General features: G+C 72.9%; 11 protein-coding genes. 1 reads left to right on the top strand and 10 read right to left on the bottom strand.

All coding sequences use genetic code 11. The features are described 5' to 3' along the window. Window positions 1–6: 6 nt before the first annotated feature. From AW27_RS16395 to AW27_RS16355, 9 genes are all read right to left on the bottom strand, one after another. Window positions 7–1,107 carry a potassium channel family protein gene (locus tag AW27_RS16395; RefSeq protein ID WP_037921362.1) on the bottom strand — a complete coding sequence of 367 codons (1,101 nt, stop codon included), beginning with the start codon at window positions 1,105–1,107 and terminating at the stop codon, window positions 7–9. Beyond that, on the bottom strand, window positions 1,095–2,390 hold the full coding sequence (locus AW27_RS16390) for a molybdopterin molybdotransferase MoeA (protein WP_078556293.1): 1,296 nt from the start codon (window positions 2,388–2,390) through the stop codon (window positions 1,095–1,097). Before AW27_RS16390 ends, AW27_RS16395 begins: the two co-directional genes overlap by 13 nt. Then, on the bottom strand, window positions 2,387–3,265 hold the full coding sequence (locus AW27_RS16385) for an NTP transferase domain-containing protein (protein ID WP_037921366.1): 879 nt from the start codon (window positions 3,263–3,265) through the stop codon (window positions 2,387–2,389). Before AW27_RS16385 ends, AW27_RS16390 begins: the two co-directional genes overlap by 4 nt. Before the next feature lie 158 nt (window positions 3,266–3,423). Continuing rightward, complete coding sequence (locus AW27_RS16380) at window positions 3,424–3,963, bottom strand: bacterial proteasome activator family protein (protein WP_037920550.1); 540 nt, start codon at window positions 3,961–3,963, stop codon at window positions 3,424–3,426. Window positions 3,964–4,065: 102 nt separating this feature from the next. Continuing rightward, entirely contained in the window at window positions 4,066–6,822 is a 2,757-nt protein-coding gene (locus AW27_RS16375) for an ABC transporter permease (protein ID WP_078556405.1), read from the bottom strand. Between the two features lie 101 nt (window positions 6,823–6,923). Beyond that, on the bottom strand, window positions 6,924–7,670 hold the full coding sequence (locus tag AW27_RS16370; protein WP_037920552.1) for an ABC transporter ATP-binding protein: 747 nt from the start codon (window positions 7,668–7,670) through the stop codon (window positions 6,924–6,926). Window positions 7,671–7,694: 24 nt separating this feature from the next. After that, window positions 7,695–8,342, bottom strand: coding sequence for a PadR family transcriptional regulator (locus AW27_RS16365; RefSeq protein ID WP_037920554.1), 648 nt, complete (start codon window positions 8,340–8,342; stop codon window positions 7,695–7,697). An 85-nt stretch (window positions 8,343–8,427) separates the two neighbouring features. Further along, window positions 8,428–8,988: a hypothetical protein gene (locus AW27_RS16360; protein ID WP_052030359.1), complete on the bottom strand. Its 561-nt coding sequence runs from the start codon at window positions 8,986–8,988 to the stop codon at window positions 8,428–8,430. Window positions 8,989–9,162: 174 nt separating this feature from the next. Further along, complete coding sequence (locus AW27_RS16355; protein ID WP_037920557.1) at window positions 9,163–10,839, bottom strand: Stk1 family PASTA domain-containing Ser/Thr kinase; 1,677 nt, start codon at window positions 10,837–10,839, stop codon at window positions 9,163–9,165. A 231-nt stretch (window positions 10,840–11,070) separates the two neighbouring features. Between AW27_RS16355 and AW27_RS16350 the strand changes: the two genes are divergently transcribed. Beyond that, window positions 11,071–12,669, top strand: a complete 1,599-nt coding sequence (locus tag AW27_RS16350) for a protein kinase domain-containing protein (protein WP_078556295.1) — start codon at window positions 11,071–11,073, stop codon at window positions 12,667–12,669. Window positions 12,670–12,910: 241 nt separating this feature from the next. Here AW27_RS16350 and AW27_RS16345 read toward each other — a convergent pair whose 3' ends face one another. After that, window positions 12,911–13,570, bottom strand: coding sequence for a response regulator (locus tag AW27_RS16345; RefSeq protein ID WP_037920560.1), 660 nt, complete (start codon window positions 13,568–13,570; stop codon window positions 12,911–12,913). Window positions 13,571–13,850: the final 280 nt, after the last annotated feature.

Here is a 13,850-nt window from a genome sequence, read left to right as displayed (position 1 = left end):
GCGCGGCTACTCGGCAGGACCCAACGTCGACTTCGGAGCGGTGGGCGGAATCGCTCGCACGATGGTGATGAGACGGTCCGTCAGCTGGAGCGGGCTCGCGTGCGGATCGTCGTACGGGAGCAGCCGGTGGCCGCGCAGCACGTTCACGACGAGGTCGTCGGTGTCGCGCACCGACTTGCCGACCTCCGACTTGCGGACGGGCCGTTCGATCAGGTCCAGGCCGCTGCCCTGCTGGATCAGGTCCTCCATCACGGTGCCCGCGCTCGGGCTGAGCACCGACAGGCCCAGCAGCCGGCCGGCCGCGCTGGCGCTCGTGATGACCGCATCCGCCCCGGACTGGCGCAGCAGCGGGGCGTTCTCCTCCTCGCGCACCGCGGCGACGATCTTCGCTCCGCGGTTGAGCTGCCGGGCCGTCAGAGTGACCAGGACCGCCGTGTCGTCGCGCTGGGTGGCGATGACGACCTGACGGGCCTTCTGGAGCTCGGCACGGAGCAGTACGTCCGAGCGGGTGGCGTCGCCGACCACGCCCGTGAACCCCTCGGCGTTGGCCATGTCGATGACCTTGGCGCTGGGGTCGACGATGACCACCTGCTCCCTGGAGACGCCGGTGGCCAGCAGTGTCTGGAGGGCCGAGCGGCCCTTCGTGCCGAAGCCGACGACGACCGTGTGTTCGCGCAAGTTCTTCCTCCAGCGCTTCAGCCGCCACTCTTCCCTCGTCCGTTCCGTCAGGACTTCGAGGGTGGTACCGACGAGGATGATCAGGAACAGCACGCGCAGCGGTGTGATCAGCAGGATGTTGATCAGCCGCGCGCTGTCGCTGTAGGGGACGATGTCGCCATAGCCGGTCGTCGACAGCGTCACCGTCGCGTAGTAGAAGCAGTCGAGGAGATCGACCGTCTCGTTGGCGTTGTCGTGGTAGCCGTCGCGGTCCAGCCACACGATGAAGACCGTGAGGAAGAGCACGAACAAGGCCATCAGGAGACGCTTGGCGACCTGCCGCAGCGGATGCTCGACGATGCGTTTGGGCAGCTTGATGCGCCGCGAGACGAGCTTCTCGTCCGCGCCGCGGGCCATGGCGTCCTGTCCGGGCAGTTTCACGTGAAACATCCTCCAGAGGCCCACGGCAGATCGAGGACCTCAAGCTCCTGTCCGGACCGGGCGCCCCCCGGTGGTACGACGGCCAGCGCGTCCGCGGCCGCCACGCCGCGCAGCATCGCGGGGCCGTGGTAGCGCAGCGGTACGGCCTGCTCGTCGTCGAGCCGGACCGGGACCAGCCGGGTGTCGTAGGGGTGCCCCTGTACGGCGCCCTGCACGGTCGCCGTGTAGCGCGGGCGCGGGCGGCGCCCCGCGAGGGCGCGCAGCAGCGGCTCGGCGAGGGTCAGCAGCCCGGATACGGCGGCGAGGGGGTTTCCGGGCAGCCCGACCACATGCCGCCCGTCCGCCCGGTCGCCGATCCGTGCCAGCAGCATGGGGTGCCCGGGCCGCACCGCCACCCCGTCGACGAGCAGCCGGGCTCCGGCCTTCTCCAGTACGGGGCGGACGTGGTCGACGGGTCCGGATGCGGTACCGCCGGTGGTGACCAGGACGTCGGCGGTGGTGGTGGTGACGGCCTTCAGCAGGGCGGCCGCACCGGCCGGGTCGTCGCCGAGCGTCCGGGTGCCGATGACCTCGGCCCCCAGGCGCGTGAGCCAGGGGGCCAGCATCGGGCTCAGGGCGTCACGGATCAGCCCGTCGTGCGGGCGGCCCTCGGTGAGCAGTTCGTCGCCGAGCACCAGGATCTCCACGCGGGGGCGGGGCCGAGTGGTCAGCTCGTCGTAGCCCGCGGCCGCGGCGAGTCCGAGCACCGCGGGCGTGACCAGCGAGCCGGCGGGCAGCAGCAGGTCACCCGAGCGGCACTCCTGCCCGCGCGGGCGGATGTCCTGGCCGGTGACGACGGGCCGGCCGGCGAAGAGCTGTCCGCCCGCCTCGCGGCAGTGCTCGCTGCGGATGACGGCGGTGGTGTCGGCGGGGATCCGGGCACCGGTGGCGATCCGGACGGCCTCGCCGTCGGCGAGGGGCTCTGGAAGGCCGGAGCCGGCCAGTACGCCGTCGCCCTCGCTGACGTGCCACGGGCCGGGGCCGGCCACGGCCCAGCCGTCCATGGCGGAGGTGTCGAAGGACGGCAGGTCGGTCAGCGCCTCCAGGGAGGCGGTGAGGACCTCGCCGAGGGCGTCCGCGAGGGGGACGTCATGGCTGCGGGCGCGCATCTCGGCCCCGGCGTGGGCGGCAGTGTCCCGGGCGCGCGGCCAGGCGGCGGCCCGGTGGCTGCCGCCGGCGCCGCCCCCGGGGGCGCGGCTGACCAGGGCCAGGGCCTCCTCCAGGGCCTGTTCGGCGGAGTTCGCGGGGGTCATGCCGAGCCGTTCTCTCGGGGGGCGGCGCCATCGGCCTCCGCCTCGGCTGCCCAGCGCAGCGCCAGGTCCGCGGCCCTGCGGGAGGCCTCGGCCACGGCCTGCGCGGGGTCGGCGCCGGTGGCGGCCGCGTGGGCGGCGGCGTACCCCACCAGGAAGGTGGTCAGGGGCGCGGCGGGCCGGGCGACGCCGTGGGCCGCGTCCCGGGCGAGGTCGAGCAGGGTCGTGGTGTCGACGGCGAGGTCGATGCCCAGCTCGTTCTTGACTGCGGTGATCCATTGGTCCAGCACGGTTCCATGCTCCCTGATCCGGGCGCGGGCGGCGGCGAGATCCTCCCAGGTGTCGCAGTCGAACGCGGCGAGTGGCTGGGCCGCGACGGGAGCCAGCCGCAGTTCCGCAGTGAGCGCGCGCAGCGGGAGCCCGGCGAGGCCGCCGTGTTCGGCGGCGAGCAGCGCGACCTCGCGGCGCAGGGGTTCGGCCCGGTAGGCGGCGACCAGTGGCTGGTCGCGCCCACCGGGGTCCCGCAGCATCGCCCCGTCCGTGCCGTGTTCGTCGGGCGCGGCCAGCAGGGCCGCCACGGTCTCCCGGTCCAGGAACGGCAGGTCCGCGGAGAGTACGAGGACCAGCCCCGCGGTGGTCCCGCGCAGGCCGGCGTCCAGCGCGGCCACCGGGCCGCTCCCGGGCGGGTCCTCGCGGGCCCACTGCACGGGGCGCGCGGTGGGCCTCCTGCCGCCGACCACGACGGTGCGCAGGGCATCCGGGCAGGCGTCGAGGACGCGGTCGAGGAGCGCTCGCCCGCCGACGCTCAGCGCGGGCTTGTCCGCCCCGCCGAGTCGCCGCGCGGCGCCGCCGGCCAGCACGATCGCGTCGTAGCTCATGCCCATGAGTATGCGCGGACGGTGTTTCCGGCGAGGAGCCGCCCTTGCCCGGTGCTTGTTTCCGCCGGTGCTTCGTCCTGGCGGCGCCGGGGAAACGGGCGGGCCCGCGCCCCTGGGGGCGCGGGCCCGGACCCGTGCTTCGTGCGGACGGTCGGAGGCTAGAGGTAGGGGCCCGAACGGATCGCGCCGTGGCCGCCGTCATCGTCGTCGTCGTGCGGACCCCCCGCCGGGAGGGCGCGGCGCATCTGCTCCAACTGGGCCCGCGCTGCCATCTGCTGCGCGAACAGTGCGGTCTGGATGCCGTGGAAGAGGCCCTCCAGCCAGCCCACCAACTGGGCTTGTGCGATCCGCAGTTCCGCCTCGGAGGGGATGGTCTCCTCGGTGAACGGCAGGGACAGGCGCTCCAGTTCCTCCACGAGCTCCGGGGCCAGGCCGTCCTCCAGCTCCTTCACGGAGGCTGCGTGGATGTCCTTGAGCCGGACCCGGCTCGCCTCGTCGAGGGGCGCGGCGCGTACCTCTTCAAGGAGTTGCTTGATCATGCTGCCGATCCGCATGACCTTGGCGGGCTGTTCGACCATTTCCGTCACCGGGACCTCGCGCGACTCGTCATCGGCGTCGCCGACCGCCGACCCGTCCTGTCCCACGATCAGGACGTGCGGGGGACTGTCCTGCGACCGTTCACTCCTCGGCATCTCCATGCCGTCATTCTCTCGCACACCTTCGTTCTCACACGGTGTGCCCCCGTACCGTCGTGATCCACCCTGTACGGGGGCACCGGACCGGGGAAATCCCCCCCCTGCTCAGCCCGCGGCCCGGCGGGCCAGCGCGCCGCTGGAGCGGGTGACCAGCGCCGCCAGGAGGGCCGCGCCCAGCGGGACGATGACGAGCAGTCCGGCGAGGGTCTCCCACGGCACGGCGATCGGCACGAACGGCACGGACTCGCCCGCCGCGGAGTAGCCCTCCTCGACGGCGCGCTGGGCGAGCGCCTCCAGTTCCCGTCGCTGCGTCAGACGCAGGCCGATCGCGGGCAGGATCCCGGCGGCCGAGCCCAGGACGACGCCCATCAGGGCCACCACCCCGCACTGGAAGCCGCTCAGCGTCCGGCGCACCCGCGGCGGGGCGCCCACCGCTGCCAGCGTCTTCAGGTCGGCTTCGGCGTCGGCCTGGGACAGTCCGGTGGCGATGCCGGCCGCGCCGATGGTGACCAGGCCGGCGAACACGGACAGGGCGAGCAGGGCCAGGCTGTCGTTGCCCTGGTAGCCCGCTTCGATCCGCAGAGAGGCGTCCACACCCATCCGGTCGATGTCCGCGGCGATCCTCTGCAGCTGCTCGGAGGCCGGCGTCCCGTCGAGGGCGAAGTACGAGCCGACCGGGGCCGTGGTCAGCCCCGTGGCCTGCACCGCAGCCGGGGGCAGGACCAGTTCGATGCCCCATCCCTCGGTGCCCTCCGGGACCAGGTGGACGGGGATGAGCTTGTCCACGCCGACCGGTTCCCTCGCCGGACCGGCGATGCCCTCGGCCTCGTCCGGCCCGGTGATGATCCGCAGGGTGAGTGTGCCGTCCTTGACCTGCCTCTTGTCGAAGGCGACCGCCCGGCCCTGCCGGAGAGCGGACACGGAGCCCGGGTCGGTGACCGCGAGCACGCTCAGCAGCTTCTCGTCAGCGACGACCGTGGAGTACTGGGTGCCCCGCGTGGCGCCCTGGCAGCGCCAGTCCTGGCGCAGTCGGCGGGCCTCCTCCGCGCTGAAGGCCTCGGGGTCGGGGCTTTCGTAGAGCGGGCACCGCTGGTCCTTGGGGGTGATGATCTCGGCGCGGCCGCAGGCCGGGTCCCGGGAGAACGGCTCGCAGCCCGGCTTGCCGACGACCAGCCGGTCGACGTCCGCCCGGCGGGCGACCGGGAGCTGCTTGGTGAGGGACTCGCGCAGGGCGGGCACGTCCCGGTAGGCGCCGTTCTCGGAGGTCAGCAGCGAGCCGGTGCCGTGCGGGAGGTCGGCGACGTACTCGTGCCGGCTCTGGATGTCGCTGCTGTGCTGGTACGTGGCCACCGCCACGGTGCCGGCGACGGCGGCCAGCACCGCTGCCACGGCGGGCGCCGTACGGCCCCGGTTGCGCACGGCGTCGCGCAGCGCGAGCCGCGGGGAGAGCGGCAGCCGGCGGCCGAGCCGTCCGAAGACGCCGACCAGGACCGGGGTGAGGGCGACGATGCCGAGCTCGGCGAGCGCGCTGCCGCCCGCCACGACGGTGGAGCCCAGGTCCGACACGCTGCCGTAGAGGGCGATCCCGGCACCGGCGGCGACGGCGACCAGGCCGACCACCGGCAGCACCCGGTTGGACCTGCGCACACCGCGGCGGCCGGTCAGTGAGGCCAACACCGTCTGCCGGGAGGCGGTGACCGCGGGGACGATCGCGGACAGCAGTCCGGTCACCACCGCGAGCAGGGCGATGCCGGCCAGTTCGAGCGGGCGGAAGTCCAGGTCGCCGAAGCGGTTGCCGAGCTGCTCCTCCAGCACCGGCTGGAGGGCGACGGTCAGGGCGATGCCGATCGCGGTACCGGAGACGGCGGCCGCGGCGCCGATGACCAGACCGCCGGAGAGCACGATGGAACGGACGTGACGGCGGTCCCCGCCATTGGCCCCCACCAGGCCGAGCTGGCGGCGCGAGCGGCGGGCACCGACGGCGAAGGCCGGTCCGGCGAGCAGGCAGATCTCCAGCATGGCGAGGCCCACGACCGTGGCCAGGATGGCCATTTCGGTGGCGCTGCCGGAGCCCCGCTCGAACTGCTCCTTGGGTTCCTGGCGGTAGAGGGGTACGTCGGCGTCGGCGGGCGGGTGGTTGGCGACGGCACGGGAGACGACGACCAGGGACCTGGCGTTGGCCGCCTGGACCATGTTCCACGTGAAACCTTCACCGCCCACGGTGACCAGATAGGAATCATCCGGGTGCAACCCGGTGCCCCCGGAGGCCTGGAGTGCCTGGTCGAGGGGGCCGATCAGGCTCCCGGGCGGGCCGATGACCTGCACCTTGCCGAGTTCGCTCGGCAACTCGTACGCACCGACGATCTTGTAGGCGGAGGTGGCGCCGCGCGGGGTGACCGAGGAGCCGACGAACAGGCCGGAGTTGTCCAGGAAGGCGTTCGTCGCGACGACCTCGCCCGCCTGCTCGGGCAGCCGGCCGCGGTCGAGCGTGACCAGGCCCTTCGCCAGCGGGTCGTGCAGGTCGATCTCGCGCAGGTCGGTGTCGAGCAGCCCGTGCCGGGTGCGGACCTTGCCGTAGCCGGCCGAGTCCTTCAGGATCCTGCTTCCGGGCGGGAACCCGGCGGCCACCTGCTCCGGGGACTTCTTCTCGGGTTCCGTCGGAACGTCGGCGCTGTCGTAGCCGCCGACGGGTACGTAGCGCGACCCGTCGGGCAGTTGGTAGATGGCCTTGCCCGCGTACGAGGTGCTGACCCGGGCGTCGGAGGCTCCGACCACGCGGCTGACGGCCTGGTCGGGGGAGAGCTCGGCGCTGCGCAGGGTGAGGTCGGCGGCGCTGACGCCGACGATCGGCAGGGCGATCATCGCGAGGACCAGGGAACTGCGGCCCTTGGCGCGCCAGGCGTCACGGCGCGCGATGCGCACGGCGGCGACCCAGGAGTGGTACCAGCCTTGGAGCGAGGAGATCACTGGCCGCCCGCCTGCCCGGACAGGAGGGAGTCGGCGTGGCTGCGCGTGGTCTCGTCGACCACGGTGCCGTCGCGGAGGAAGACCACGCGGTCGGCCCACGCGGCGAAGCGCGGCTCGTGGGTGACGAGGACCCCGGCCGCGCCCGCGTCGCAGCGGGAGCGCAGCAGGCCGAGGACGGACTCGCCGGTCTCGGAGTCGAGGGCGCCGGTGGGCTCGTCGGCCAGGACGAGGCGGCGGTCGCCCACGAGGGCGCGGGCGATGGCCACGCGTTGCTGCTGGCCGCCGGACATCTCGTCGGGGAAGCGGTCGGCGAGGACGCCCAGGTTCATCTCCGTGAGCGCCGCGAGGGCCGCCCCGCGGGCCTTGCGGGCGGAGGTCCCGTCGAGTTCGAGCGGCAGGGCGACGTTCTCCGCGGCGGTGAGGGCCGGGATCAGGTTGTAGTCCTGGAAGACGTAGCCGATGCTGCGGCGGCGCAGCGCGGCGAGCTGGGTGCGGCTCGCCGTGGTGATGTCGGTGCCCTCGACCAGTACTCGGCCGCTGGTGGGGACGTCGAGGCCGCCGGCGAGGGTGAGCAGCGTGGACTTGCCGGAGCCGGAGGGGCCCATGACGGCGACGAGTTCGCCGGGGTGGACGGCGAGGTCGATGCCGCGCAGGGCGTGCACTTCGGTGGCGCCGCTGCCGTGGGTGCGGACGAGCCGCTCCAACTGCAGGACGGGTTGCCGGGGTTGGCGCTGGTCGGGCATGGAGGATCCCCCTGGGAAGGCGGTTCAGGCGCGCCGCGTGCGGGCGGTGCGGGAACGGGCGGTGGTCGGGGCCGGGTTCTCGGCGGCGGCCTGGGGCGGTTCGGGCGCGGCGGCTCTCCGGTCGGCCGGCAGGGAGAGCCGGACGAGCCGGGCCTCGCAGTGGTCGAGCCAGCGCGCCTCGGCCTCGGTCTGGAAGATGAGCTGTTCCAGGACGAGCAGCCAGGCGACGTCGTCGCGTTCGCCGGACCGGCCGCTCTCGACCGCCGCCAGGGCGGTGGCCTTGAGCCGGGTGTAGTCCTGCATCGCGCGGATGGTGGCGTGCCGCTGGGACTGGATGACGGCGCGGATGTCCACGCCCGGGGCGCCCACGGCCATGGCGAGCTTGATGGACAGTTCGTCCCGGGGCGGGTTGGCGCGGTCGACGGGGCGTTCGTACCACTGGCGCAGTTCGGTGCGCCCGGTGTCGGTGATGGCGTAGAGCGTGTGCCCCGCGGTGTCCTCGCCGTCGGGTGCGACGAGGCCGTCGCGTTCGAGCCGGGCCAGGGTCGTGTAGACCTGCCCGACGTTGAGGGGCCAGGTGGAGCCGGTCCGGGATTCGAACTCGGTGCGCAGCTGGGAGCCGTACCGAGGGCCCCGTTCCAGGAGGGCGAGCAGCCCGTGACGGATCGACATACTCGGTATATATACCGAGTATGTTCACGGTGGGCAACCATCCCGGGGCGTACGCCGGAAGGGGGACGGCGGAAGGAGGACGGCGCTACGCTCCCCGCCGCAGCCGCACGCCCAGATATCCCAGCCCCAGCCCCATCAGGGCGAATCCGGTGCCCAGCGGCAGTATGTGCGCGGCCAGGTCGGCGGCGCGGTCATTGGGTTCGGTGCCGAGGGCGGTGACGGCGTCACGCGCTGTCGGGGCGGCGGTGGGGCGTGGCGGCACGGGCGGCGAGGGCGGGGGCGGCGCCGGCGGCGTGGGCTCGGTGCGGGGGTGCACCGGCAGCGGCCGGGAGGCGATCAGCAGCTCCGGGTCGGCGGGCTCTCCGGCCGGCCGGCCGGGCCGTTCGCGGCCGACCCCGGCGGCGCTCCCCGCAAGCTCCTCGCGGGCGTCGTCGCCCCCGTCGGCCTCCTCGGTCCGGGCGGCCGCGAGGTGCGCCGCCCGGTCCGTGGACGGTGCGACACGGTGGACGGGCGTGCGGTGGACGGGGGTGCGGTCGGGGTGGGCCGGGGCGGGCGGGCCTGCGTACGCGGAGGCGGCGGGTGCGAGGGCGGCGGCGGCCAGCGCGGCGCACGCCAGCCAGCGCGAAGGACGGAAGCCTTGGATCACGGGGAGCCCCTCCCGTCCCGAGCGCCGGCGTGCTCGCTGGGGTCAGCGATACGCGCTCAGATTTACATAGTGGGGCAAAAACGGCATCCCGGGCGCCCTGGTGGGTGCTCGGGATGCCGGTGTGTCGTGCGGGCGGTCGTCGTGCGGGCCGGTTGTCCCGCGGTTGCCGCGGGCCTACTCCGGATTGCCGGTGGACACGGTGAGCGTGTACTCCGTGCCCTCCTTGTCGATCTTGTCGCCGGCGGCCGGGGACTGGCTGAGCACCGTGTCCTTGCCGTACACGGCCTCGTCCTTCTCGACGATCGTGTACTTGCCACCCGAGGCCTGGATGCAGGCCTTCACGGACAACACGTTCTTGTACTTGAGGTCCGGCGCCTGGTACTTGCCTGCCTCGCTGTAGTGCTTCGTGGGCTCCGAGCACTTCTTCGGGTCGATCGTGCGGGTGACGTCGGGGCCCTTGTAGCCGGCCTTCGCGGACGCGGACGCCGAGCTGCCCGGATCGGCGGTGGTGCCGCCCTTGTCGTCCCCGTTCATCGAGATCGCCGCGATCAGGCCGCCGACGGCCAGCACCGCCACCGCGATCGCCCCCACGACCACGGGCGTGTTCCGCTTGCCGCCGCCACCGGAGCCGGACGCGCCCGCCCCGCCCGCCGGGGAGATCGTGTACGGGGGCGGCGTCTGCGGCGCGTAGCCCTGCTGCGGCGGGGCCGCGTGCGGGTAGGCGTAGCCGCCCTGCGCGTGCGGCTGCGGGGCCGGCGTCGGGGCGTACGGGGCGGGCGTCGGGGCGTGCGGGGCGGGCGTCGGGGCGTGCGGAGCCTGGTACGGCTGCTGCACCGACTGCGGCGGGGCCTGGAAACCGGACTCCACCGGCGGGAACACGGCGGAGGACACCCCCGCGCCGCTGCTCAGCGGCCCCTGGCCCGGCACGATGACCGGAGCCCCGGTCTGCCCGGAGCCCAGCACCCGCGCGACCTCGTCGCCCATGGCCGCTGCCGTGGGGAAGCGCTCGTTCGGGTTCTTCTTCAGCGCCCGCGCCACCAGCGCGTCCATCGCCGGGGTCACCGACCGGTTGATGGAGGACGGCGCGACCGGCTCCTCCTGCACGTGGGCGTACGCGATGGCGAGCGGCGAGTCCGCGTCGAACGGCAGCCGTCCCGTCAGCAGCTGGAACAGCATGATGCCCACGGAGTACAGGTCGGAGCGGGCGTCGACGCCGCGCCCGAGGGCCTGTTCGGGCGAGAGGTACTGCGGGGTGCCGACGACCATGCCGGTCTGGGTCATCGAGGTGACCCCCGACTGCATGGCGCGGGCGATGCCGAAGTCCATCACCTTGACCACGCCGCGCTTGTTCACCATCACGTTGCCGGGCTTGATGTCGCGGTGGACCAGGCCCATCTCGTGGCTGGTCTCCAGGGCGGCCAGTACGTCGGCCGTCACCTTCAGCGCCTTCTCCGCGGGCATCGCGCCGTACTGCCGGATGTCCGCGTCCAGCACCGAGCCGAGCGGCTTGCCCTCCACGTACTCCATGACGATGTACGGCATCACGGCACCGTCGTCCGGGCGGCCGCCGCCGAACGTCACCTCGCCCTCACCGGTGTCGAAGACCGAGACGATGTTCGTGTGCGACAGTTTCGCTACAGCCTGGGCCTCGCGGCGGAAACGCTCGCGGAAGGACTGTTCCCGGCCGAGGTCGCTGTGCAGGGTCTTGATGGCCACCTGCCGGTCGAGGGCGGAGTCGTACGCGAGGTACACGGAGGCCATGCCGCCGGCACCCAGCAAGTCCCTTAGCTGGTAACGGCCACCGGCCAGAGAGCCGCCCGCGTACTGGCCCTGAGTGCCGTCCTGGCTCATGACTGTTGCTTCCCCTCGGAATGTGCCTTCCACGCCTCCGGCCGGGCGCATGTGGCGCCCAGTCTGCCCCAGGGCAAGCACACGTCAAGCCGGGTGCCCGTTCCGTGACCACACGTGCACAGGGTGGCCTTGTCCGAACGGTGACCGGTTCCGAGGCTGTAGCGTTCACCGGAGCACCAATAAAGAGGACTACCGCTGAGCGGCGGCCGAGAGAGACGACGGCGAGGACTGATGGCACCCGAACCCGAGGGAAACGGCGCCGGGATGACCGACGGTCCTGAGCACTGGGGCGACGGCGGCCTGGTGGGCGACGGCCGTTACCGGCTGACGCACCGGCTGGGCCGCGGCGGCATGGCGGAGGTGTTCGCCGCCGAGGACGTGCGGCTGGGCCGCACCGTCGCGGTGAAGCTGCTGCGCGCGGACCTCGCCGAGGACCCGGTGTCCAAAGCCCGCTTCACCCGCGAGGCGCAGTCCGTCGCCGGGCTCAACCACCACGCCGTCGTGGCCGTGTACGACTCGGGCGAGGACCGGGTCGGCCCGAACACCGTCCCGTACATCGTCATGGAGCTGGTCGAGGGCCGCACCATCCGGGACCTGCTGATCAGCGCCGAGGCCCCGGGCCCCGAGCAGGCGCTCATCATCGTCTCGGGCGTGCTGGAGGCCCTCGCGTACTCGCACCAGCACGGCATCGTCCACCGCGACATCAAGCCGGCGAACGTCATCATCACCGACGCCGGCGCGGTGAAGGTGATGGACTTCGGCATCGCCCGCGCCCTGCACGGCGGTCAGGCGACGATGACCCAGACCGGCATGGTCATGGGCACCCCGCAGTACCTGTCGCCCGAACAGGCTCTCGGCAAGGCGGTGGACCACCGCAGCGACCTGTACGCGACCGGCTGCCTGCTCTACGAACTCCTCGCGCTGCGACCCCCGTTCACCGGCGAGACCCCGCTCTCCGTGGTCTACCAGCACGTCCAGGACGCGCCCGTGCCGCCCTCGCAGCTGCCGGAGGGCCACCACATCCCGCAGGAGCTCGACGGGCTCGTCATGCGCTCCCTCGCCAAGGACCCGGACGACCGGTTCCAGAGCGCCGAGGAGATGCGCGGGCTGGTCCAGTACGCACTGCAGATGCTGCACGACCAGGGCCCGAACACCGGTACCTGGAACACCGGCCCGATCACCATGTCGCTGCCGCACGGTCGCGGCGGCGTCGCCGCCACCACGGCCATGCCGCCGGTGGGCGGAAACGGCGGCGGGCCGCGCTACGGCTCGAACGCCTCGACCTCGCAGTTCCAGCAGCCGATGGTGCCGCCGCTGAACCCGGACGACGGCGCGGCCTTCCCCGGCGCCCCGGGAGGCCACTCCGGCGGTCACAGCGGCGGCTACGAGGTCTACGACGACCGGCGCGGCAACGGCGGCGGCCGCTGGAAGATGTGGCTGTTCGCGGTCCTCGCCATCGTCGCGATCGCGGGCGGCGTGGCCTACGCGGTCAACGGCGTGGGCGGCGGCAAGGGCGGCGAGAAGCAGGACCCGGGAACGACCCAGACCGTCCCCAGCGACAAGCCGAGCGCGTCCGACTCGCCGGACCCGACGCACTCGCGCCAGCCCACGGACAACACGCCGACGAGCAACGAGACCCAGCCGCAGCCGGTCCGTACCCGCACACAGACCGCCAGCCAGTCCCCCACGGCGACGGCGACGCAGTCGCCGACTCCCACGGCGACCAAGAGCGCCACCGCCACCGCCACCGCCACGGCGACGAAGACGGCCACGGCGACCGCGACGGCGACCAAGTCCGCGCCGCCGCCGGGCCCCGACAGCGCGGAGTGAGCGCGGGGCGAAGACGCAACGGGCCCGGCGGAATCGACTTCCGCCGGGCCCTTTCGCATGGATGCCCCGTCAGCGGGCGGGCCGGCGGGGGCGGTCGGGATTCGGGTTCTCGGCGAGCGGGCTAACCGTTCTGAGCCGGGAGTTCGATTCGCGTGGGGGCGGAGTCGAACGCCCCGCTGTGGCGAACCGAAGCGAACCGACCGGACCCGGGCATAAGGGGAATTGAAATTGCCCGCCCGCCCTAGCGCTTCTCGGCCTGGAGGCGGGCGACGTAGGCGGCGGCCTGGGAGCGGCGCTCCATGCCCAGCTTGGACAGCAGGCTGGAGACGTAGTTCTTGATCGTCTTCTCGGCCAGGTGCAGCCGCTCGCCGATGACCCGGTTGGTCAGGCCCTCGCCGATCAGGTCGAGGATCTTGCGCTCCTGCTCGGTCAGGTTGGCGAGGCGGTCGTCGCCCCTGCCCCCCTTGCCGTCGCGCAGCCGCTCCAGCACCCGGGCAGTGGCCACCGGGTCCAGCAGCGACTTGCCGGCGGCGACGTCACGCACGGCGTTGAGCAGCTCGTTCCCGCGGATCGCCTTCAGGACGTAGCCGGAGGCACCGGCCATGATCGCGTCGAAGAGGGCCTCGTCGTCGGCGAACGAGGTCAGCATCAGGCACTTGACGTCCTCGGTCTGCGAGCGGACCTCGCGGCACACTTCCACCCCGCTGCCGTCCGGCAGCCGGACGTCCAGGACGGCCACGTCGGGGCGGGTCGCGGGGATCCGGACCAGTGCGTCGGCGGCCGTGCCGGCCTCGCCGACGATCTCGATGTCCTCTTCGACCGACAGCAGCTCGTGGACGCCCCGACGGACCACTTCGTGGTCGTCCAGGAGGAATACCTTGATTTTTCCGTCTTCGCGCACGAAGTCAGTTTCACACACCAACCCCTTCCCTGCCGGAGTTACCCGGGATAACGTGCCGTTGTTCCCGGCCCCTGCAAGGCTGTGACCAGTGGTTGTTCCCGCTCCTGCGGATTTACTTGGAAATCCAAGCAAAAACGCAGGTCAAACGGGGTTTCGCAGTTATGCGGCGCACTGGGTAACGTGCATTGCGCAGGGCACTCGCCGGGACGCCTGTCACGCCTGAATCCCGAACGCGATGCGCACCCACCCCGTGCGCTCGTCACGGACGCAGGTGAGCCGC

The sequence above is a fragment of the Streptomyces sp. PCS3-D2 genome, from assembly GCF_000612545.2.
In the GTDB taxonomy this organism is placed as follows: domain Bacteria; phylum Actinomycetota; class Actinomycetes; order Streptomycetales; family Streptomycetaceae; genus Streptomyces.
This window is presented reverse-complemented; position numbering and strand designations above follow the sequence as displayed.

Coding starts and splice junctions, on each gene's coding strand:
- AW27_RS16395 (WP_037921362.1), bottom strand. CDS start 1,107: ATGTTTCACGTGAAACTGCCCGGACAGGACGCCATGGCCCGCGGCGCG.
- AW27_RS16390 (WP_078556293.1), bottom strand. CDS start 2,390: ATGACCCCCGCGAACTCCGCCGAACAGGCCCTGGAGGAGGCCCTGGCC.
- AW27_RS16385 (WP_037921366.1), bottom strand. CDS start 3,265: ATGAGCTACGACGCGATCGTGCTGGCCGGCGGCGCCGCGCGGCGACTC.
- AW27_RS16380 (WP_037920550.1), bottom strand. CDS start 3,963: ATGGAGATGCCGAGGAGTGAACGGTCGCAGGACAGTCCCCCGCACGTC.
- AW27_RS16375 (WP_078556405.1), bottom strand. CDS start 6,822: ATGATCGCCCTGCCGATCGTCGGCGTCAGCGCCGCCGACCTCACCCTG.
- AW27_RS16370 (WP_037920552.1), bottom strand. CDS start 7,670: ATGCCCGACCAGCGCCAACCCCGGCAACCCGTCCTGCAGTTGGAGCGG.
- AW27_RS16365 (WP_037920554.1), bottom strand. CDS start 8,342: ATGTCGATCCGTCACGGGCTGCTCGCCCTCCTGGAACGGGGCCCTCGG.
- AW27_RS16355 (WP_037920557.1), bottom strand. CDS start 10,839: ATGAGCCAGGACGGCACTCAGGGCCAGTACGCGGGCGGCTCTCTGGCC.
- AW27_RS16350 (WP_078556295.1), top strand. CDS start 11,071: ATGGCACCCGAACCCGAGGGAAACGGCGCCGGGATGACCGACGGTCCT.